The 20955-nt window shown below is 41.0% G+C and carries 15 protein-coding genes; 4 read left to right on the forward strand and 11 right to left on the reverse strand.

Translation table 11 applies throughout. The features are described 5' to 3' along the window. Positions 1-24: 24 nt before the first annotated feature. From argJ to argC, 3 genes are all read right to left on the reverse strand, one after another. Complete coding sequence (gene argJ / locus DWV68_RS10685; RefSeq protein ID WP_118665745.1) at positions 25-1248, reverse strand: bifunctional glutamate N-acetyltransferase/amino-acid acetyltransferase ArgJ; 1224 nt, start codon at positions 1246-1248, stop codon at positions 25-27. A gap of 63 nt (positions 1249-1311) precedes the next feature. After that, positions 1312-1773 carry a GNAT family N-acetyltransferase gene (locus DWV68_RS10690; protein ID WP_117696967.1) on the reverse strand — a complete coding sequence of 154 codons (462 nt, stop codon included), beginning with the start codon at positions 1771-1773 and terminating at the stop codon, positions 1312-1314. A gap of 12 nt (positions 1774-1785) precedes the next feature. Next, the gene (gene argC, locus DWV68_RS10695; RefSeq protein WP_118665747.1) at positions 1786-2841 is read right to left on the reverse strand and encodes an N-acetyl-gamma-glutamyl-phosphate reductase; all 1056 of its coding nucleotides are present in this window, start codon (positions 2839-2841) and stop codon (positions 1786-1788) included. Between the two features lie 315 nt (positions 2842-3156). On the opposite strand from argC, the gene DWV68_RS10700 reads away from it, so the two are divergent. Then, entirely contained in the window at positions 3157-4383 is a 1227-nt protein-coding gene (locus tag DWV68_RS10700) for an argininosuccinate synthase (protein WP_022243105.1), read from the forward strand. 70 nt (positions 4384-4453) lie between these two features. Here DWV68_RS10700 and pdxR read toward each other — a convergent pair whose 3' ends face one another. From pdxR to DWV68_RS10720, 4 genes are all read right to left on the reverse strand, one after another. After that, positions 4454-5863: a MocR-like pyridoxine biosynthesis transcription factor PdxR gene (pdxR, locus tag DWV68_RS10705; protein WP_118665749.1), complete on the reverse strand. Its 1410-nt coding sequence runs from the start codon at positions 5861-5863 to the stop codon at positions 4454-4456. A 12-nt stretch (positions 5864-5875) separates the two neighbouring features. Then, positions 5876-6727 (reverse strand): DUF2225 domain-containing protein, encoded by an 852-nt coding sequence (locus DWV68_RS10710; RefSeq protein WP_118172677.1) that lies wholly within the window; start codon positions 6725-6727, stop codon positions 5876-5878. A 15-nt stretch (positions 6728-6742) separates the two neighbouring features. Continuing rightward, positions 6743-8413, reverse strand: a complete 1671-nt coding sequence (locus tag DWV68_RS10715) for a glutamine--tRNA ligase/YqeY domain fusion protein (RefSeq protein WP_022243108.1) — start codon at positions 8411-8413, stop codon at positions 6743-6745. Between the two features lie 133 nt (positions 8414-8546). Further along, positions 8547-9407 carry a hypothetical protein gene (locus tag DWV68_RS10720; protein WP_117840928.1) on the reverse strand — a complete coding sequence of 287 codons (861 nt, stop codon included), beginning with the start codon at positions 9405-9407 and terminating at the stop codon, positions 8547-8549. Between the two features lie 250 nt (positions 9408-9657). On the opposite strand from DWV68_RS10720, the gene DWV68_RS10725 reads away from it, so the two are divergent. From DWV68_RS10725 to htpG, 3 genes are all read left to right on the forward strand, one after another. Then, on the forward strand, positions 9658-13905 hold the full coding sequence (locus DWV68_RS10725; protein ID WP_118665751.1) for a 2-hydroxyacyl-CoA dehydratase: 4248 nt from the start codon (positions 9658-9660) through the stop codon (positions 13903-13905). Between the two features lie 7 nt (positions 13906-13912). Beyond that, positions 13913-14869 (forward strand): glycosyltransferase family 2 protein, encoded by a 957-nt coding sequence (locus DWV68_RS10730; protein WP_118665753.1) that lies wholly within the window; start codon positions 13913-13915, stop codon positions 14867-14869. Positions 14870-15085: 216 nt separating this feature from the next. Then, positions 15086-17197 carry a molecular chaperone HtpG gene (htpG, locus tag DWV68_RS10735; RefSeq protein ID WP_118056802.1) on the forward strand — a complete coding sequence of 704 codons (2112 nt, stop codon included), beginning with the start codon at positions 15086-15088 and terminating at the stop codon, positions 17195-17197. 109 nt (positions 17198-17306) lie between these two features. On the opposite strand, the gene DWV68_RS10740 is transcribed toward htpG, so the two are convergent. From DWV68_RS10740 to DWV68_RS10755, 4 genes are read right to left on the reverse strand one after another with little or no spacing between them, the layout of a single operon-like run. After that, positions 17307-18296, reverse strand: a complete 990-nt coding sequence (locus DWV68_RS10740; protein WP_118665755.1) for a peptidylprolyl isomerase — start codon at positions 18294-18296, stop codon at positions 17307-17309. A gap of 47 nt (positions 18297-18343) precedes the next feature. Then, positions 18344-19747, reverse strand: coding sequence for an NAD(P)/FAD-dependent oxidoreductase (locus tag DWV68_RS10745; protein ID WP_118542152.1), 1404 nt, complete (start codon positions 19745-19747; stop codon positions 18344-18346). A gap of 18 nt (positions 19748-19765) precedes the next feature. Next, positions 19766-20026 carry a hypothetical protein gene (locus tag DWV68_RS10750; RefSeq protein WP_022243115.1) on the reverse strand — a complete coding sequence of 87 codons (261 nt, stop codon included), beginning with the start codon at positions 20024-20026 and terminating at the stop codon, positions 19766-19768. 18 nt (positions 20027-20044) lie between these two features. Next, on the reverse strand, positions 20045-20650 hold the full coding sequence (locus tag DWV68_RS10755; protein WP_117840922.1) for a Maf family protein: 606 nt from the start codon (positions 20648-20650) through the stop codon (positions 20045-20047). Between the last annotated feature and the right edge of the window lie 305 nt (positions 20651-20955).

Here is a 20955-nt window from a genome sequence, read left to right on the forward strand (position 1 = left end):
TATATTTTTTCAATCAAATCTTTTTTAAGAACGATAATCCGCATTTATTTTAATATAATCATAGGTCAAATCACAGCCCCATGCTGTTGCACAGGCTTCACCCATCTTCATATCTGCAATGGCAGTTACTTCTTTTTCAGATAAAATCTTAGTTGCCTCTTCCTCGGAATAATCTACGGCAACACCATCTTTGATAATCATCAGCTTGCCGGCTGCACTTTCAAAGTAAAGGTCAACCTGCTCCGGATCAAATTCCACGCCGGAATAGCCCAATGCACATAGGATTCTTCCCCAGTTAGCATCATGTCCAAAGATTGCAGCCTTGGTAAGGCTTGATGTTACTACGGATTTGCTTAAGATAACCGCATCTTCTTTGGATGCCGCATGCACTACTTTTACTTCAAATAAAGCAGTTGCGCCTTCGCCATCTCCTGCCATCATCTTAGCCAGTGCTTCATTGACATAATAAAGTGCTTCACAGAATGTTTCGTAATCTTCATTCTTCTCTTTGATTTTTTCATTGCCTGCAAGGCCATTTGCCAGTACCAGGCAGGTGTCGTTGGTGGAAGTATCTCCATCTACGGAAATCATGTTATAAGTATCTGTTACGGTACTGCTCAGTGCTTCCTGCAACATTTCTTTTGAAATTGCCGCATCTGTTGTGATAAAGCTTAACATGGTACACATATTCGGATGAATCATGCCAGAGCCTTTACACATTCCACCGATGGTAACCTTCTTACCGAAAAGTTCTACCTCCACTGCAGCCTCTTTCTCATGGGTATCTGTTGTCATAATAGCAAGTGCTGCATTATGTCCACTAGTTAAATCACCACTTAATTTTTTACTCATCTGTTCCACACCGGCACAGATACGGTCAATCGGAAGCTGTTTTCCAATCACTCCTGTGGATGCCACAAGAACTGCATCCTCTGGGATATCCATTAACTCTGAAGTTTTCTTTGCGGTATCTTTGCAATATCCTAATCCTTCTGTTCCGGTACATGCATTGGCAATTCCGGCATTTACTACAACTGCCTGTGCAAATGCACTGTTCTTTACAATGTCCTTATCCCATTTTACCGGTGCTGCCTTTACGACATTTGTCGTAAATGTTCCGGCAACTGCACATGGCTCTGTGGAATAAATCATTGCCATATCTGTTCTGTCTTTATACTTAATACCTGCTGCTGTGGATGCAGCCTGAAAACCTTCTGCTGCGGTAACACCGCCTTCTACTTTTTTCATAATATGCCTCCTGTCCTGCTTTCCTCTGTCTTTTATCTTAAGCTGTCTGCTTTCCAAATTTATTTATGGATTAAATACAGTTACATTTTCTGGATTCAAATCAAATTCATAATAATTCATATCCTTCCGGAATGTCCAGCCCATATTCTTCCAGAATCCATTGCCCAGCTCATTACTGGTAAATGCCACCAGATTTACTTTGTTGATGCCCTCTTTTTTCAATGCTTCCATTGCCATCATTGCCATTGCTTTTCCAATACCATGTTTCCGGTAATCCTCATGGACGCATACATGATAAAAGCATCCTCTTCTTCCATCCTGTCCGCAAAGAATAGCTCCTACGATTTTTCCATCCATACATGCCACAATACTGGTGTCCGGATTTCTTCGGATAAAACGTTTCACATTTTCTTCCGAATCATCAATGCTCCGGATGCCAAATCCGTGAATGCTCATCCAGAGTGCATGGACTTCATTAAAATCGTCTTCTTTCATTGTTCTTAATATATATGTAGCTTCTGCCATATTCTCTCCTGCTTACGGGAACATCGGTACCAGTTCGAGACCTTCCGATTCCTTTAATCCAAATAATAAATTCATATTCTGAACCGCCTGACCGGCTGCTCCTTTTACCAGATTATCCAGCGCACCCATCATAATCACTCTTCCGGTACGCTCATCTACTACAAAGTTCACATCTACATAGTTGCTTCCTTCTACCCATTTGGTTTCCGGGCACACACCATCCTCTAATACCCTGACGAATTTCTCGTTCTTATAATATTTTTCATAAGCTGCACGAATCTCTTCTTTGGATGGATAACTTCCGTCTGCTTTCTTTACCAGTGATGCGTACTCTGTTGCTAAGATACCACGGTTCATCGGAACAAGATGTGGTGTAAAGCTGATGGTAATCTCTTTTCCGGCTGCATAACCTAACTGTTCTTCAATTTCCGGTGTGTGTCTGTGGGTTGCCACGCCATATGCCTTCATATTTTCATTTACTTCACAGAACAGATTATTGACCTTTGCTCCACGTCCTGCACCGGAAGTACCGCTCTTTGCATCCACAATCAATGTATTGGCATCAATCAGTCCCTCTTTTACCAACGGATATGCGGTTAAAATAGAACAGGTGGTATAGCATCCCGGGTTGGCTACCAGTCTTGCATTTTTCACCTTTTCACGATTGATTTCGCAAAGTCCGTAAACGGCTTCTTCAATAAACTGTGGACTCTTATGCTCAATTTTATACCATTTTTCATAAGTAGCCACATCTTTAATACGGTAATCTGCGCTCAAATCAATTACCTTTGTCTCGGATAAAATCTTCTCATTCAATACAGAGCCAAGGAAACCCTGCGGTGTTGCTGTAAAGATAACATCCACCTGCTTTGCCAGCTCTTCTATATTATCATCGAGGCAGGTATCCTCTACGATTTCAAACATATTACGGTAAACATCTGCATACTTCTTATCTATATAACTTCTGGAGCCATACCACTTAATCTCTACGGAAGGATGTCCCATAAGAATTCTTACCAGTTCTCCTCCTGCGTATCCGGTTGCTCCGATAATTCCTGCTTTAATCATTTTTACATCTTCTTTCTTCTTAAGATTATGGCACACATGGAATTTACATGCCATTTACAGTGCATAATTATACATTCGTTTTATTCATTATGCAAGTACTATTTTCTGTTTTCACGCTTTTTCAGTTAATTTATGATTCTATAAGTCTTCTTTTATTAATATATTATCCGTTTTTTATACATAAATATGTACCCTTTGTATATAATTATGCATTTTTATAAGCAGATTATGTATATTTTTTCGCTTGCGTATTTATTTTTTTTGTTGTATATTAGTCCTAGTTAAAAAACATCTGAAGAAAGGATACCTATTATTATGAAAGAAAAAGTTGTTTTAGCGTACTCTGGTGGACTTGATACAACCGCTATCATCCCATGGTTAAAAGAAAATTATGATTATGAAGTAATCTGCTGCTGCGTTGACTGCGGACAGGGTGAAGAGCTGGACGGTCTTGACGAAAGAGCAAAATTATCCGGTGCAACCAAATTATATATTGAAGATATTACAGATGAATTCTGTGATGACTATATTGTTCCATGTGTTCAGGCAGATGCCGTATATGAGAACAAATATCTCTTGGGAACTTCTATGGCTCGTCCTGGTATTGCCAAGAAGTTAGTTGAAATTGCACGAAAAGAAAATGCTGTTGCTATCTGCCACGGTGCAACCGGTAAGGGAAATGACCAGATTCGTTTCGAGCTTTCTATCAAGGCACTTGCTCCTGATATTAAAATTATTGCTCCTTGGCGTGATGACAAATGGAAAATGGATTCCCGTGAATCCGAAATTGAATACTGTAAAGCACATGGCATTCATCTTCCATTCTCTACTGACCAGAGCTACAGCCGCGACCGTAACTTATGGCACATCAGCCACGAAGGTCTTGAGTTAGAGGATCCTGCAAATGAGCCAAACTATGACCACCTTTTAGTTCTTGGTGTTTCTCCGGAAAAAGCTCCGGATGAGGGCGAATATGTAACCATGACCTTTGAAAAAGGTGTTCCTACTGCTGTTAACGGAAAGAAAATGAAAGTTTCCGATATCATCCGTGAATTAAACCGTTTAGGCGGCAAACATGGAATCGGTATCATCGATATCGTAGAAAACCGTGTTGTTGGCATGAAATCCCGTGGTGTATATGAAACTCCTGGCGGAACTATCCTGATGGAAGCACATCGTCAGTTAGAGGAACTCGTATTAGACCGTGCTACTATGGACGTAAAAAAAGATATGGGCAATCGTATGGCTCAGATTGTTTACGAAGGAAAATGGTTCACACCTTTACGTGAAGCAGTTCAGGCATTCGTTGAGTCTACCCAGGAATATGTAACCGGTGAAGTAAAATTCAAACTCTACAAAGGAAACATCATCAAAGCCGGAACAACTTCTCCATACTCTCTCTACAGTGAGTCACTGGCAAGCTTTACAACCGGAGACCTTTATGATCACCATGATGCAGATGGATTCATCACACTGTTTGGTCTTCCATTAAAAGTTCGTGCTATGAAAATGCAGGAATTAGAAAAAAATAACCAGAAATAGAATTTTCTAACGCAATATAGAATGTAAAAAAGGCATTACATTCGACAGCCGCCGATATGTAATGTCTTTTTTATTTATCCAGAATCTCTCTTAATACAGCAAGACCCTGTTCCATTTCATCTTCTGTCAGATTACCATATCCAAGCACCAGTGTCGGAACTTTCTTTTCCTTTGGCTTTTGAATCACATATTCACCCAGTCCATGAATTTCAATATGCTGCTCTCTCGCCTGCTCTACCACTTCTTCTTCCTTCCACTTCACATCCAGTTCTACCAATACATGCAGGCCGGCATTATCACCGTAAATGCGGCAGACCCAGTCTTCCTGCTTTAAAAGACGCATAAAAGTATCATGCTTATTCTTATAGTTATTACGCATACGGTTCAGATGCCGTTCAAAATGCCCTTCTTCCATAAAATGGCACAATACTTCCTGACTGTTCCGCGGCACCGTACAGGCATAGAAACCGCAGGAACTGTGGTACCGCTCCATCAGGGAATGGGGCAATACCATAAAACTGATTCGAAGAGAAGGTGCAATACTTTTTGAAAAAGTTCCTATATAAATCACATGCTCTCCGGTATCATTTCCCCACAAAGCCGGAATCGGCTTTCCTTTATAACGGAACTCACTATCGTGGTCATCTTCTATGATATAACGTTCTTCTCCTTCAGACGCCCACTGTAAAAGTTCCAGCCTTCTTCGCAGCGGCATGACATTTCCCAACGGGAACTGATGGGATGGCATGACATAAACCATATCCGGATTTTCTTTCCGGATAGCCTCCATACAAATTCCATCTTCATCAATTTCTTCTGCCAGCACCCGATATCCCATATTACAGAAAGTATAATATGCCTGCAAATAAGTATAATTCTCCATTGCCACTTTCTTATCCCGCCCCATAATCTGAGCTAACAATAACAGAAGATACTCATTACCGGCACCAATAAGAATCTGTTTTTCATCGCAGACTACCCCTCTCGCCTGATAGAGATAGCGGCTGATTGCCATTCTAAGATTCAGTTCTCCCTTTGGATTTCCCGAAAGCAATAAATCCGGGTTATCCTCCGGCACTACACTCTTATGCATCCGATACCATATTCCATAGGGAAAATGCTTCCGGTCAATCTCATAAGGAGAAAAACTGATTTCATACTGCTTTTTCTGCCGCTCCATGAGTCTTCCCTCTTCTGGCTTTTCCTGTCCACGGCTCAGCTGATACAGCATGCTGATATCGCATACAAAATAGCCTGCACAGGGTTTTGGTTCAATATAACCCTCTGCTGTAAGCTGTTCATATGCCAGTTCCACGGTACTCCTGCTGATTTGCAGATTTTTGGCCATAAAACGAGTAGACGGTAATTTTTCCCCCGGGAAAATCTTACCGTCTGCTATATCCTTACGAATATATTCGTAAATCTGCTCATAAAGTGCGCGTGGAGAATCCGGCTGTAAATCAATCCATAATTCCTTCATCCCGTTATCCACCTATCGGTTTTTCTTAAGCTCTTTTAAAATAATTTCTTTTAATTCCAAGGATTTATCCTTAATCTTACGATTTGCACTTGCGGAACTCAAAACACGGCTTAAGCATTTTGATGTTACATCATACTGCTTATAATGGAATGCCATATTTGCAAGAAGATAATCCATCGTACTCTGATCCATTCCACAAATCGGGAACATCTCTGTACTTACTGCCTTCATCATGCCATCATAGGCCTCTTTATAGAAAGATTCCTCTTCCTGTCTGCAGGCTGCTGCCTCTTCTTTTTTACCGGCAGTCTCTAATTCCTCTGCTTTGGTGCGAAGCAACCATGCAAGAATCAGACAGTTATATGCTTTTTCACTGGTTCTCGCTTTCTTTACCATCGAATTAAACAGGGATAACTTATGCATTTCAATTGCCTTATCATAATCCCATGTTGCATCGTCAGATGGTGCCTGCGGATGAAAATTCCGGCTAATCTGTTCCTTAATCAATTTAATCTGACCCATGGTAATATGTTCAAAATAACGATTCAGAGAAGTATATCCGCAATTCGGGCAGGATGCCACATCATATTTCAAAGAATCCACATACTGCTGTCTCGGTCTCAAATCTGCATCCGGCTCCAATCGCTTCACCTTACCGGCTTTTACCATTTTCGTCTTAAATTCTTTATCACATACCGGGCAGCGCACGGTCTTATCTAAAAGGAAATCCTCTTCCTTTGGCTGTGCTACGGCTGTTTCTACTTTTTCTTTTGTTTTCTTTTCTGTTGCTTTCTCATCGGCATAAAGGTCTGTACTGTCAGTTGCCTTTATTCCGAATTTTTCCAATCCAGCAAATAAATTCATATCTATTCCTCCACTCTACTGCTGAGCTGGCAGTTTATAAGAACTCTTTAGTGAAACGATGCGGTTAAATACCAGTGCATCTTCTTTTGAATCTTTCGCGTCTACGCAGAAATATCCCTGTCGTACAAACTGGAAGCTGTCATATCCTTTTGCATCTGCAAGACCTGGCTCTACATAGCACTCTTTTAATACGGTAAGAGAATTCGGATTTAAGTTCAGGCTTCCGTCTTCGTTATATACGCCCAACTCTTCGTCCACAATATTTTCGTATAATCTTACCTCTGCTTTCACTGCGGTTGGTGCTGCTACCCAGTGAATGGTTCCTTTTACCTTTCTTCCATCCGGGCTGTTTCCGCCTCTGGATTCCGGGTCATAGGTACAGTGAATCTCTGTCACTTTTCCGTTCTCGTCTTTTACAAAGCTGTTGCATTTCACAAAATATGCATGCATCAGACGCACTTCGTTACCCGGGAACATACGGAAATATTTTCTCGGCGGTTCTTCCATGAAATCTTCTCTGTCAATGTAAAGTTCTCTTGCAAACGGAACCTTACGGCTGCCTAGAGCTTCATTTTCCATATTATTGACCACATCAAAGTATTCTATCTGATCTTCCGGATAATTGTCAATAATAACCTTAATTGGATCTAATACTGCCATCACGCGGGAACGTTTTAATTTCAAATCCTCACGGATACAATATTCTAACATTGCATAATCTACCGAACTGTTTGCCTTGGAAACGCCGCACAGCTCTACGAACATTTTAATAGACTCCGGTGTAAAGCCTCTTCTTCTCAAAGCGGCAATGGATACCAGACGCGGGTCATCCCATCCATCTACAATATGTTCCTCTACCAGCTTCTTAATGTAACGCTTACCGGTTACCACATTGGTAAGATATAATTTTGCAAACTCAATCTGCTTTGGTGGATTCTCATACTCTAACTCACGGACAACCCAGTCATATAAAGGTCTGTGGTCTTCGAATTCCAGCGTACAGATAGAATGTGTAATTCCTTCAATGGCATCCTCGATTGGATGTGCAAAATCATACATCGGATAAATGCACCACTTATCTCCTGTATTCTGATGGGTCATATGTGCCACACGGTAAATAACCGGGTCACGCATATTCATATTTGGAGAAGCCATATCAATTCTGGCACGCAATACCTTCTCACCGTCTGCATACCTGCCATCTTTCATTGCTTCAAACAGTTCTAAGTTCTCTTCTACACTTCTACCGGCTGACGGATCTTCTTTTCCCGGCTCCTTTAAGGTTCCGCGGTACTCGCGCATCTCTTCTGCGCTTAAGTCAGAAACATATGCTTTCCCTTTCTTAATCAGTTTTACAGCTGCTTCATACATCTGATCAAAATAATTGGATGCGAAAAACAATCTGTCGCCCCAATCCGCACCCAGCCATTTAATATCCTCTTTGATTGACTCTACGAATTCGCTTCGCTCTTTGGTCGGATTGGTATCGTCAAAACGCATATTAAATAAGCCGTTATATTCCTGTGCAAGTCCATAATTTAAAAGAATAGATTTGGCATGTCCGATATGCAAATAGCCATTTGGCTCCGGTGGAAATCTGGTATGCACCGTTTTGCAATGTCCTTCTGCTAAATCTTTGTCAATAATCTGCTCAATAAAATTCTTGGAGACAGCTTCGTTTTCCATTTTGTCTTCCTCCTGGGTTCGTTTCTTCACTAATATATCTATTATAAAGTCAAACGTCCGCTAAATCAATAACGATTTTTGGAGTTCCGTCAAAATGTTCCGTCAAAATGTTGTCCGGTCGCATTTTCCTTTTCTAGCTGTGCTTAATATGCTGATGGGTAAACAGATGATCCTGACAATATTCGTAATTACCATCGCACTTGGAGCAGAAACGGAATTCCAGGTTTGGATCATCCAGTTCAGTCCTTCCGCAGACTGCACATTTATGCTTTGTCACCATGCCGCCTCTCCTCGGCTCCCGCATCTGAGCCTTAAATACCTGCTTCCGGTGAATTTCCTTCGGGGATACCCTTCTGTAATTTCTGGTAGACAGGAAGAAAATCAGGAAATTTAAAATAGACATAATGATAGCAATTCTTCCGCCCCAGCTGGTTAAAATCAGATTAATCGCAATCAGTACTGCATATACCACTGCCATCCACTTCATTTTTACCGGAATAATAAAGAACAGTAAAATCTGCATTTCCGGATACATGACCGCAAAGGCAAGGAATATGGTCAGATTGATATAATTCGTAGTGAAAGTAAGGCTTGAAATCAATGAAATTGTTTCTAAGCTTCCTGTTCCGGCTGCTGCATATATTCCATATAAAATAAACGCTCCGATTACGGTAAATAACATTCCGCCGAAAATATAAACATTAAAACGGAATGTGCCCCAGCTCCGTTCCAGTGCAGAACCAAGCTGATAATAAAGAAGCGCCATAATCAGCAGTGAGAATACTCTGGTGTCTGTCGGCATCAGAATCCAGGTAATCAGTCTCCACACCTGTCCATGCAGAATGTGATAAGGGCTTAAGGTCAGCATCAACATAAAGTTCGGATTTACCGTATAAATCACAAATCCGATGCAATATGCTGCAATCAGATAAATCATCAGATTCGGGATGGCGTATTTTCCAATTTTGCGCTCCATTTTATTCAAAAAATTCATATTACACCTCATATTTCATAAATTAGTTTATTGCAATCTGTCTACTATTATAGAAGTATCCCCAAAGATTTGTCAACGACACTAGGACTTCTTCATAAAAATTTCAGATTCACCACTATTTCTAAACAATCCATAAATTCTTTTATTAGGAATTGTTTTTTGAAAAATACTGTCGTATAATGGATTTTGTTTTGGAATTTATGAAACACATTATTAATATGAAGTAACAGACTAATACAGGGTGATTATTATGGAAAACAAAAATCTTAACAAACTGGGAATAGACATCGGTTCCACAACCGTTAAAATTGCTGTTCTTGGAAAAAATAACGAGCTGCTGTTTGCAGACTATGAAAGACATTTTGCCAATATCCGTGAAACCTTAACGGATTTATTAAAAAAGGCATTTGATAAGCTTGGGAATTTAAAGCTGGCACCGATGATTACCGGTTCCGGCGGACTTACCCTTGCCAAACATCTTGGCATTCCGTTTGTGCAGGAGGTTATTTCCGTATCTACTGCCTTACAGGACTATGCGCCACAGACTGACGTTGCCATTGAGCTTGGTGGTGAGGATGCCAAAATTATTTATTTTGAAGGTGGTAATGTGGAGCAGCGTATGAATGGTATCTGTGCCGGTGGTACCGGTTCCTTTATTGACCAGATGGCATCTTTGATCCAGACAGATGCATCCGGTCTGAATGAGTATGCCAAAAATTATGATGCCATCTATCCGATTGCTGCACGATGCGGTGTATTTGCAAAAACCGATATCCAGCCATTGATTAATGAAGGTGCTACCAGAGAGGACTTATCTGCTTCTATTTTCCAGGCAGTCGTAAACCAGACCATCAGTGGTCTTGCCTGTGGAAAACCAATCCGTGGTCACGTTGCTTTCTTAGGTGGACCACTACACTTCCTTTCTGAATTAAAGGAAGCTTTCATCCGTACCTTAAAACTGGATGATGAACACATTATTGCACCGGAAAATTCCCATCTGTTTGCAGCCATTGGTTCTGCATTAAATTATAAAGAAGATGTCACTTACGATTTATCCGATATTTTAGACAAATTGTCTTCTGATATTAAAATGGAATTTGAAGTAGCCCGTATGGAGCCTCTTTTTGCAACCCAGGCTGACTATGACGCCTTTACTGCCCGTCATAACGGACACAATGTAAAGACAGCGGACCTTTCTACTTACAAAGGAAACTGCTATCTTGGAATTGATGCCGGTTCCACCACAACCAAAATTGCACTGGCAGGAGAAGACGGTTCTCTTCTCTATTCTTTCTATAGCAGCAACAACGGAAGTCCTCTGGCTACTGCAATCAAATCCATCAAGGAAATCTATTCCTTATTACCGGCGGATGCACATATTGTACACTCCTGCTCCACCGGTTATGGAGAGGCTTTATTAAAAGCTGCCCTTATGTTGGATGATGGTGAGGTAGAAACCGTTGCCCACTACTATGCAGCGGCATTCTTTGACCCGGATGTAGACTGTATCTTAGACATCGGTGGTCAGGATATGAAATGCATCAAGATTAAGAACCAGACCGTTGACAGTGTTCAGTTAAATGAAGCCTGCTCTTCCGGATGCGGTTCCTTTATCGAGACTTTTGCAAAATCATTAAATTACAGTGTGCAGGATTTTGCCAAAGAAGCTTTATTTGCTGAAAACCCAATTGACCTTGGAACCCGTTGTACCGTATTTATGAATTCCAAGGTAAAACAGGCTCAGAAGGAAGGTGCAAGTGTTGCTGATATTTCCGCCGGTCTTGCTTATTCCGTTATCAAGAATGCTCTTTTCAAGGTTATCAAGCTTTCCGATGCAAAGGATTTAGGTGAGCATATCGTAGTTCAGGGTGGAACCTTCTACAATGATGCGGTACTCCGGAGCTTTGAAAAAATTTCCGGCTGTGAAGCAGTAAGACCTGATATTGCAGGAATCATGGGTGCTTTTGGTGCTGCTTTAATTGCAAGGGAGCGTCATGAGGAAGGTTACCAGACTTCCATGCTTTCCATTGATGAAATCAATGCACTGACCTTTGATACCAAGCTGACCCGCTGTCAGGGATGTACCAACCACTGTCTTTTAACCATCAACCGTTTCTCCGGCAACCGTTCCTACATTACCGGTAACCGTTGTGAACGTGGACTTGGCAAAGAAAAGAATAAAGAAAATATTCCAAACCTTTTTGAATATAAGAATGAACGGCTTTTTGCTTATCCTCCACTGAAGAAAGAAGAAGCCGCCCGCGGAACCGTAGGACTTCCGAGAGTATTAAATATGTATGAGAATTACCCATTCTGGGCAACCTTCTTTGCAGCTTTAAAATTTGAAGTAGTGCTCTCTCCACAGTCAACCAGAAAGATTTACGAGCTGGGTATTGATTCCATTCCAAGCGAGTCCGAATGTTATCCGGCCAAGCTTGCCCACGGTCATGTATCCTGGCTGATTCAGCATCAGGTAGATTTCATTTTCTACCCATGTATTCCTTATGAAAGAAATGAATTCCCGGATTCTAACAATCACTACAACTGCCCGATTGTTACATCCTATGCCGAAAATATCAAGAATAATGTAGATGAAATTACTTCAGGTCAGGTTCGTTTCTTAAATCCGTTTATGGCATTTACCAACCTTGACGTTCTGACCGAGCAGTTAGTACATACCTTTACCGAAGAGTTCTCCATTCCGGCAGAAGAAATCAAAGCTGCCGCGAAAACTGCATGGCAGGAGCTTTCCAATGCCAGAGAGGATATCAAGCACAAAGGAGAAGAAACTTTAGCATATTTAAAAGAGACTGGAAAACGTGGTATTGTACTTGCCGGCCGTCCATATCATGTAGATCCGGAAATCAACCATGGTATTCCGGAACTGATTAATTCCTATGGTCTAGCTGTACTTACAGAGGATTCCGTAGCACATCTCCATGAAGTAGAGCGTCCGCTTATTGTTATGGACCAGTGGATGTACCACTCCAGACTGTATGCTGCAGCAAACTTTGTAAAGACACGGGATAATCTTGATTTAATCCAGTTGAATTCCTTCGGTTGTGGATTAGATGCCGTTACAACAGACTGCGTCAATGACATTTTAAGCAAATCCGGCAAGATTTATACCTGCCTGAAAATCGATGAGGTAAATAACTTAGGGGCTGCAAGAATCCGTATCCGTTCTCTTCTTGCTGCTATCCGTGTCAAAGAAAAACGTCATGAAAAACGTACCATCGTTCCTGCTAACTTTAACCGTGTAGTATTTACCGAAGAAATGCGTGACAGTTACACAATTCTCTGTCCGCAGATGTCACCGATTCATTTCGAACTCTTAGAGCCTGCTTTCCAGGCTGCCGGATATCATCTGGTTGTACTTGATAATGATAACCGCGACTCTGTGGATGTGGGATTAAAATATGTAAATAACGACGCCTGCTACCCTTCCCTTATGGTTGTCGGTCAGATTATGAGTGCTGTTATGTCCGGAAAATATGACATGACAAAGACTGCAATTTTAATCTCCCAGACCGGTGGTGGATGTCGTGCCAGCAACTATATCGGTTTCATCCGCCGTGCCTTGGAAAAAGCCGGTTATAAAGACGTTCCGGTTATTTCCATCAACTTAAGCGGCTTAGAGAAGAACCCTGGCTTTAAATTTACACCACAGCTTATCCAGCACGGTCTTTATGCCTTAGAGTTTGGCGATATTTTCATGCGCTGTCTCTACCGCACCAGACCTTATGAGGAAGTACCTGGTTCTGCCAATGCACTTCATGAGAAATGGAAGGAACGTGTCATTGCATTTATTTCCAGGAAGGGCTTTGTCTCCCACCGGAAATACAAGAAGATGTGTCGTGAAATCATCCGTGACTTCGACCGTCTTCCGATGAAAGACATTAAGAAACCTAAAGTTGGTGTCGTTGGTGAGATTCTGGTTAAATTCCTTCCAGCCGCAAATAATTATCTGGTAGACTTACTGGAGTCCGAAGGTGCTGAGGCTGTTGTTCCTGACCTTACCGACTTCCTGCTCTACTGCTTCTATAACCAGAACTTTAAAGCAGAACACCTTGGCATGAGCAGGAAATCCGCAAGAGTCTCAAACCTCGGTATCAAATTCTTCGAATGGCTCCGTTCCGCTGCCCGTGACGAATTTGAAAAGAGTGAACACTTTGATCCACCTGCCCACATTGAAACACTGGCAAAATATGCTTCTGAGATTGTATCACAGGGTAACCAGACCGGTGAAGGCTGGTTCTTAACCGGCGAAATGTTAGAGCTGATTCATACCGGGACCAATAATATCGTATGTACACAGCCATTTGCCTGTCTGCCAAACCATGTGGTTGGTAAAGGTGTTATCAAGAAGCTGCGTCACCAGTACCCTCTTTCTAACATCGTGGCTATCGACTATGACCCGGGTGCCAGTGAGGTTAACCAGTTGAACCGTATCAAACTGATGCTCTCTACTGCCAACAAGAACCTTGCAAAGGATTGATTCTTTTATGCAAACAATGACGATTATTGTACCCTGCTATAACGAAGAAGAAGCACTTCCGTATTTTTACGAAGAGATTTCAAAAATCAGACAACAGCTTACAGAGATTTCTCTTAAGCTGCTGTTTGTCAATGATGGCTCAACGGACAATACTCTTACCATCCTAAAAAAGCTTGCTTCTTCCGATAACAGTGTATATTATATTTCCTTTTCCCGTAATTTTGGAAAAGAAGCGGCTATTTATGCCGGTCTGAAAAATTCAACCAGTGATTATACTGCCATTATGGATGCAGATTTACAGGATCCCCCATCCCTGCTTCCTTCGATGCTTCATGCCATCCGGGAAGAAGGCTATGATTCGGTTGCCACACGACGGGTAAACCGCAAAGGAGAACCGCCTGTCCGCTCTTTCTTTGCCCGGATGTTCTATAAGCTTATCCGCAAAATGTCCGATACAGATATCGTAGATGGTGCCAGAGATTTCCGGTTGATGAACCGTCCTTTTGTGGATGCGTTGTTAGAATTAAATGAATACAACCGCTTTTCCAAGGGGTTATTTGGCTGGGTCGGTTTCCGTACCAAATGGATTGAATTTGAAAATACAGAGCGGATTGCCGGAGAAACCAAATGGTCTTTCTTCCAGCTGGTCCGCTACTCCTTAGACGGAATGATATCCTTCTCTACCGCTCCGTTGAAGCTTGCATCCTTTACCGGAATGTTTATGTGTATCATTTCCTTCCTTGCCATTATCTTTATTATTGTAAGGCAGCTTTTATTCGGTGGCTCCGCTTTCGGCTGGCCATCCATGGCATGTATCGTTATCTTTATCGGAGGTATCCAGCTTCTGTGCATCGGAATCTTAGGTTCCTACCTTTCCCGCACTTATATGGAGGTCAAAAAACGGCCTATTTATATCTGCAAGGAAAGCAATTTAAGCCCAGATAAAGCTGTTAAATCTGAATGAAAAAATGATTAAAAAGAAAGTTTATAAACTTTTAAGAAATCCGCAACGTCCAATAAATACTGGTGTTGCGGATTTTTGTTAGCACTCTTTTTTAAAGAGTGCTAATTTTCTATTGACTTTTAAATTTGCAAAGTATAATATTTCTATTAGGATTTGTAGTCTGACACTACAAAATAAAACAAGAAATTATATAGAGAAAGAAAAGGAGTGTTTTAAATGAGTAATAAACATGGAAATTTATCAATTAGCAGCGATAACATTTTTCCGATTATAAAGAAATGGATGTATTCCGATCATGATATTTTCTATCGTGAACTGATTTCCAATGGCTGTGATGCCATTACCAAATTAAAGAAGCTGGAAATGATGGGAGAATATACCCTTCCAGCCGATTATAAGCCTGAAATCCACGTTATTGTCAACCCGGACGATAAAACCCTTACCTTCATTGATAACGGTCTTGGAATGACCGCTGATGAGGTAGAAGAATATATCAACCAGATTGCCTTCTCCGGTGCTACTGATTTTCTGGAGAAATACAAAGATAAAGCCAATGAAGACCAGATTATCGGTCATTTCGGACTGGGCTTCTATTCCGCTTTCATGGTTGCAGATGAGGTTCACATTGATACCCTTTCTTATAAAGATGGTGCTACTGCTGTTCACTGGGAATGCGATGGCGGCACAGAATTTGATATGAAAGACAGTGACCGTACCGAAGTCGGCACCAAAATTACTCTTTTCTTAAACGAAGATGCTTTGGAATTTGCCAACGAATATCGTGCAAGAGAAGTCATTGAGAAGTACTGCTCTTTCATGCCGGTACCAATCTATCTGACCAAGGCAAATGCCGAGCCACAGTATGAGACTATCCAACCGGAAGATAAATTAGATACCGATACTGTCATTGAAACAATCGTGGAAGAAGCAAAAACTGAAGAAAAAGAAAATGAAAATGGCGAAAAAGAAGTCGTAGAAGTATCTCCAAGAACCGAAAAGCTTAAGATTTTAAAACGTCCGGTTCCATTGAATGATACGAACCCACTGTGGACTAAGACTCCGAGCGAATGTACCGATGAAGAATACAAAGCTTTCTACCGTAAAGTATTTATGGATTATAAAGAGCCTTTATTCTGGATTCACCTGAATATGGACTATCCATTTAACTTAAAAGGTATTCTGTACTTCCCGAAGATTAATACGGAATACGATTCCATCGAAGGAACTATTAAATTATATAATAATCAGGTATTTATCGCAGATAATATTAAGGAAGTGATTCCGGAATTCTTAATGCTCTTAAAGGGCGTGATTGACTGTCCTGACCTTCCGCTTAATGTTTCCCGTAGTGCTCTGCAGAACGATGGCTTTGTAAAGAAGATTTCCGATTACATCAGCAAAAAAGTTGCAGATAAATTAATCGGTATGTGCAAGACCGAAAAAGAAAGCTACGAAAAATACTGGGATGACATCAGCCCATTTATCAAATTCGGCTGCTTAAAAGATACCAAGTTCTGTGACAAGATGAATGATTACATTCTCTTTAAGAACTTAGACGATAAGTACCTTACTCTTCCGGAGCTTCTGAAAGAAGACGAAAAAGCAGAAAAAAATACGGAAGGAAATACCGAAGATACAAAGGCTGAAGATACCGCTTCAGACAATGTGTCTGATGCTGATAAGACCGCTGATACTGCTTCTGACTCAGAAGAAAAGGATGAAAGAAAACCGATTTACTATGTTACCGATCCGGTTCAGCAGGGACAGTATATCAAGATGTTCAAGGAACAGGGCATGGATGCAGTTATCTTAAATCACAATATCGATACCTCCTTCATCAGCCAGTTAGAGCAGCGTAATGAGAAATTCAAATTCATGCGAATCGATGCAGACCTTACCGATTCCCTGAAAGAAGAAAATGCTGAAGAGACTAAAGAGACTGAAGAAACACTGTCCAAAGTATTCAAGGATACTTTAAAGAATGATAAGCTTACGATTAAAGCTGCCAAACTGAAAAATCCCGACATTGCTTCTGTTATTACTCTCTCCGAGGAAGGCAGACGTATGCAGGATATGATGAAAATGTATGCCATGAATGGCATGGGCGGTATGGATACTTCCATGTTTGCGGCAGACCAGACACTGACCTTAAATACCAGTCATCCTCTGGTCCAGTACATCTTAAATCACAAAGATTCCGAGCATGTACCAATGTTCTGTCAGCAGCTTTACGATTTAGCTGTTTTAAGCAACCAGCCATTATCCGTAGATGCTATGACAAAATTCATCCAGCGTAGCAACGATATCATGATGCTGTTGGCAAAATAAAAGTTCAAGAAGAACTACCCAAAAGGGAATCTGATTTTCATCAGATTCCCTTTTATAGTTGCCAGCGGCAGATTCTGTAGATTTTTTCTACTATTGTTCTACTATTGTTCTACTCTTCTAACTGGTAATATTTATCCAGCACTTCAAAAAAACTGTTGGTGGTTATGGTTCCGTCTGTTTTAAGTTCCAGTTCATCCCAGGCTTTTTCATTGAGGCTCGAAGATAAGTCTGCCACAAAAGCATCATATTCGTCATTAAACGCTTCTTTCTCACGCTTTTTAACAATCTTATCCTTATTTGCATCCGTCAGCTCCTGATTGAATTTATTGATGCACTTGATAAAATAATAACCATCCTCTGTCGCAATGCTTCCTGATATTTCATCATCATTTAAGTTAAATGCAATATCCTCTACTTCCTTTGGCATCTCATCTCTTCCAAAGGTAATATCAATCTGGGCAGCCTCATTATAATCTGCTGCTACTGTCCGGAAATCCTCTCCATTTGCCAGTCTGGATGCCACCTCTCCTGCACGGTTCTGATCCTTTACATAAATCTGCTGTGCTTCCATGACCCTTGCTTCATCATCACTGACTTCCTCATTGACACCGGTTGTTAAAGATGTATACACCTTGCTTGCCAGTGCATAATTCTCATAGAGTTTCTCTATGGTTGCCTCACTGACATCCATATAACTTTTTTCCTCTTCATTCAATGACTCATAATATTCTTTTGCAGCTAGCTTCAGATTGGTCTTTTCCTCTTTACTTAAAGTAATTTCCTTCTGCTCTGCCAGCTGGTCCATGCAGATTACCCGGGTCATTTCCGATAATGTAACGTCCTTCACATACTGCTCTAAATCATCGGTCTGATACTGCTGTTCCCACAAATCGATTCCATAGACATTTCCATATAGATTCTGGTAGTTACAAAGATATACCTTGGCTTCTGCCAAAGATACCTTTTCATGCTCTATCTTAAAAACTTCATTAGCAGATAATCCTGTTGTAAATACAATGTCAGTTTTTCCAAGACTGCATCCACCAAGCAATACGGAAATGCTTAAGACCACTGCGGCAATTTTACTCTTTCGTCCCATGAATTTTCTTCCTTTTCTTATTCGAAAACCAATTCTTTGGTATGCTTTTATGCTTCAAGACTCTTTAATATACTTCTTGCCACGCTGATTCCGTTTGCAGATGCCTGCTGTAATCCTCTGGTTACACTTGCACCATCACCAATGGCGCGCAGACCTTTAATGCTGGTTTCAAAATCTTTGTTGACAACAACTTTATTGGAATAGAATTTTACTTCTACACCATAAAGTAATGTTTCATCACTGGCAATACCAGGTGTAACCTTATCCAGTGCCTCTAACATTTCTTCGATATCTACCATAATACGATGTGGAAATACCAGTGATAAATCTCCCGGCACTGCATCCTTTAAGGTTGGAATCAGATTGTTTCTCGCCAGGCGTTCCTCTGTAGTTCTTCTGCCCCGCTTAAAGTCACCAAATGTCTGTACTAAAATTTTGCCATCACAAAGCATGTTGGAAAGCTGTGCAATCTGCTTACCATACTCAATCGGAGTCTTAAATGGCTTGGTAAAGTTCTTGGATACCAGCAATGCAAAGTTGGTATTATTTGTTTTCATATCTTTCGACTTGTAAGCATGTCCATTTACAACCGCAAGTCCGTCATCATAATATTCGGTTGCTACTTCACCGGATGGGTTTGTGCAGAAAGTACGCACTTTATCGTCAAAGGTTGGTGTATGATAAACCAGTTTTGCTTCATAAAGGTTTGTATTTAAGAAATCCATAACCTCATCACGCACTTCCACACGGACACCGATATCAACCGTACCTACCTTTGTTTCAATCTCTTTTTCCTTACAGATATGTGAGAACCAGTCTGCGCCTTCACGTCCTACTGCGGAAATGATTTCTTTCGCATAATATGTATCTCCCTTTTCTGTTACAGCACCGGTTACGGCATTGTTTTCTACCAGAATATCCGCTACCATGGTATTAAAGAGAATCTCCACACCAAGGTCTAATAAATGTTTCTGCAGACGGGCATAAATCTTATATCCTTCTTCTGTTCCAAGGTGTCGAATCGGACACTCGATTAATTTTAAATTGGCATTGATTGCTTTTCTACGAATCTCACGGATTTCTTTTTCCTTATCCACACCATAGACATTAGTGTCTGCACCGAATTTCAGATAAATATCATCCGATTCTTTAATTAAGGATAATGCTTCTTCATATCCTAAGATTTCCGGCAGATTGCCACCTACATCCGGTGATAATGATAATTTACCATCTGAGAATGCTCCCGCTCCGGCAAATCCTGTTGTAATCGAACACGGCTGACATCCTACGCAGACCTTTGTCTTACGCTTCGGGCACTGGCGTTTCTCAATGCTTCTTCCCTTTTCTATCATGAGAACCTTTAAATCCGGTCTCTTTTCCTTTAATTCATAGGCACAGAAAATTCCGGACGGACCTGCACCGATAATGATTACATCATAGTTATTGCTCATATTTAATACCCCTTTCGTTTACGCTTCTACCACCAGATATCTGCCATCTGGCAGTGAAAATACTTCTTCTGCTTCTTCAATTTCATGATTACTCATTCCGGATACATCCGCACCGCTTTCGTCTAAGAACTGTTTTACTTCTTTGATGCTGTCACAGATAACCGCCATACAGTCCTCTAAAAACGCTTCTGCCTCTTCTAAACTGTCTGCCACATTTTCATCAAATAACTGTGACTGATGCTCCAAAAAGTAATTCAGACATACCTCATCGTATTCCATTTATTCTTTCCTCCTGTTTTAAGAAAATTTATACACATCAATACCTAATTGTTTTAATTCCTGATAAATCCGGGCAATCGGCAGACCTACTACATTGTTGTAATCACCTTCAATTTTTTCGATAAATGCAGCTGCTTTTCCCTGAATTCCATATGCACCTGCTTTATCCATCGGTTCCCCGGTATCTATATAACGGTTCAGTTCCTCATCTGTAACCGGATACATGGTTACTTTCGTACATTCATAAAAACTGTATTGCACTTTCTTTCCATCCTCCCGCATCCAGAGCGAAACTCCGGTATAAACTTCATGGATACTTCCGGAAAGTCCTTTTAACATTGTAAATGCATCCTCCCGGTTCTTCGGTTTACCCAGCACTTTGCCATCCTTTACCACGACGGTATCTGCTCCGATTACCAGACTGTCCTGTTCTCCTACTTTGGCTTCTATCATCTTTTCATAAATTTCTCCCGCTTTCTGCTTCGCCAGATTCATGACAATCTCAGAAGGCGTATCTCCCACCTGCTTTTCTTCTCCCTGTGCCGGAAATACCAGAAAGGTAAGTCCAAGCTGCTCTAAGAGTTCTTTTCTTCGTGGGGAAGCTGATGCTAAAATTATTTTCACGTTTTTTCTCCTTGTGTTCCGGTATATTATAAGTGAGTGGATGAAACGGTTAATAGAAAAGTTTTTACGTCTAAAGGCATTTGCTTTAACCTTTGAAATGCCGAAGTTCTAAGGCATATGTTTTCCTTTTTTCTATAAATACAGTCTTTCCAATGTTTGACAGACACATTGCACGGTTCGCTGCCTGCGGATACATGAATAGGCTTGTTAGGGGCACTTAGAATTTCGTCTGCAACCAGGCAACGCTGGTACAGGGATGTACCAGCGAGGCACAGATGAACACGGATGTGAATTTGTGCCGGTTG

This window comes from Roseburia sp. AF12-17LB, from assembly GCF_003479605.1.
GTDB lineage: Bacteria > Bacillota > Clostridia > Lachnospirales > Lachnospiraceae > Roseburia_C > Roseburia_C amylophila.

What these genes read in the sequence shown, in the direction of transcription:
- argJ (WP_118665745.1), bottom strand. Translation starts at nt 1,248, where the DNA reads ATGAAAAAAGTAGAAGGCGGTGTTACCGCAGCAGAAGGTTTTCAGGCT.
- DWV68_RS10690 (WP_117696967.1), bottom strand. Translation starts at nt 1,773, where the DNA reads ATGGCAGAAGCTACATATATATTAAGAACAATGAAAGAAGACGATTTT.
- argC (WP_118665747.1), bottom strand. Translation starts at nt 2,841, where the DNA reads ATGATTAAAGCAGGAATTATCGGAGCAACCGGATACGCAGGAGGAGAA.
- DWV68_RS10700 (WP_022243105.1), top strand. Translation starts at nt 3,157, where the DNA reads ATGAAAGAAAAAGTTGTTTTAGCGTACTCTGGTGGACTTGATACAACC.
- pdxR (WP_118665749.1), bottom strand. Translation starts at nt 5,863, where the DNA reads ATGAAGGAATTATGGATTGATTTACAGCCGGATTCTCCACGCGCACTT.
- DWV68_RS10710 (WP_118172677.1), bottom strand. Translation starts at nt 6,727, where the DNA reads ATGAATTTATTTGCTGGATTGGAAAAATTCGGAATAAAGGCAACTGAC.
- DWV68_RS10715 (WP_022243108.1), bottom strand. Translation starts at nt 8,413, where the DNA reads ATGGAAAACGAAGCTGTCTCCAAGAATTTTATTGAGCAGATTATTGAC.
- DWV68_RS10720 (WP_117840928.1), bottom strand. Translation starts at nt 9,407, where the DNA reads ATGAATTTTTTGAATAAAATGGAGCGCAAAATTGGAAAATACGCCATC.
- DWV68_RS10725 (WP_118665751.1), top strand. Translation starts at nt 9,658, where the DNA reads ATGGAAAACAAAAATCTTAACAAACTGGGAATAGACATCGGTTCCACA.
- DWV68_RS10730 (WP_118665753.1), top strand. Translation starts at nt 13,913, where the DNA reads ATGCAAACAATGACGATTATTGTACCCTGCTATAACGAAGAAGAAGCA.
- htpG (WP_118056802.1), top strand. Translation starts at nt 15,086, where the DNA reads ATGAGTAATAAACATGGAAATTTATCAATTAGCAGCGATAACATTTTT.
- DWV68_RS10740 (WP_118665755.1), bottom strand. Translation starts at nt 18,296, where the DNA reads ATGGGACGAAAGAGTAAAATTGCCGCAGTGGTCTTAAGCATTTCCGTA.
- DWV68_RS10745 (WP_118542152.1), bottom strand. Translation starts at nt 19,747, where the DNA reads ATGAGCAATAACTATGATGTAATCATTATCGGTGCAGGTCCGTCCGGA.
- DWV68_RS10750 (WP_022243115.1), bottom strand. Translation starts at nt 20,026, where the DNA reads ATGGAATACGATGAGGTATGTCTGAATTACTTTTTGGAGCATCAGTCA.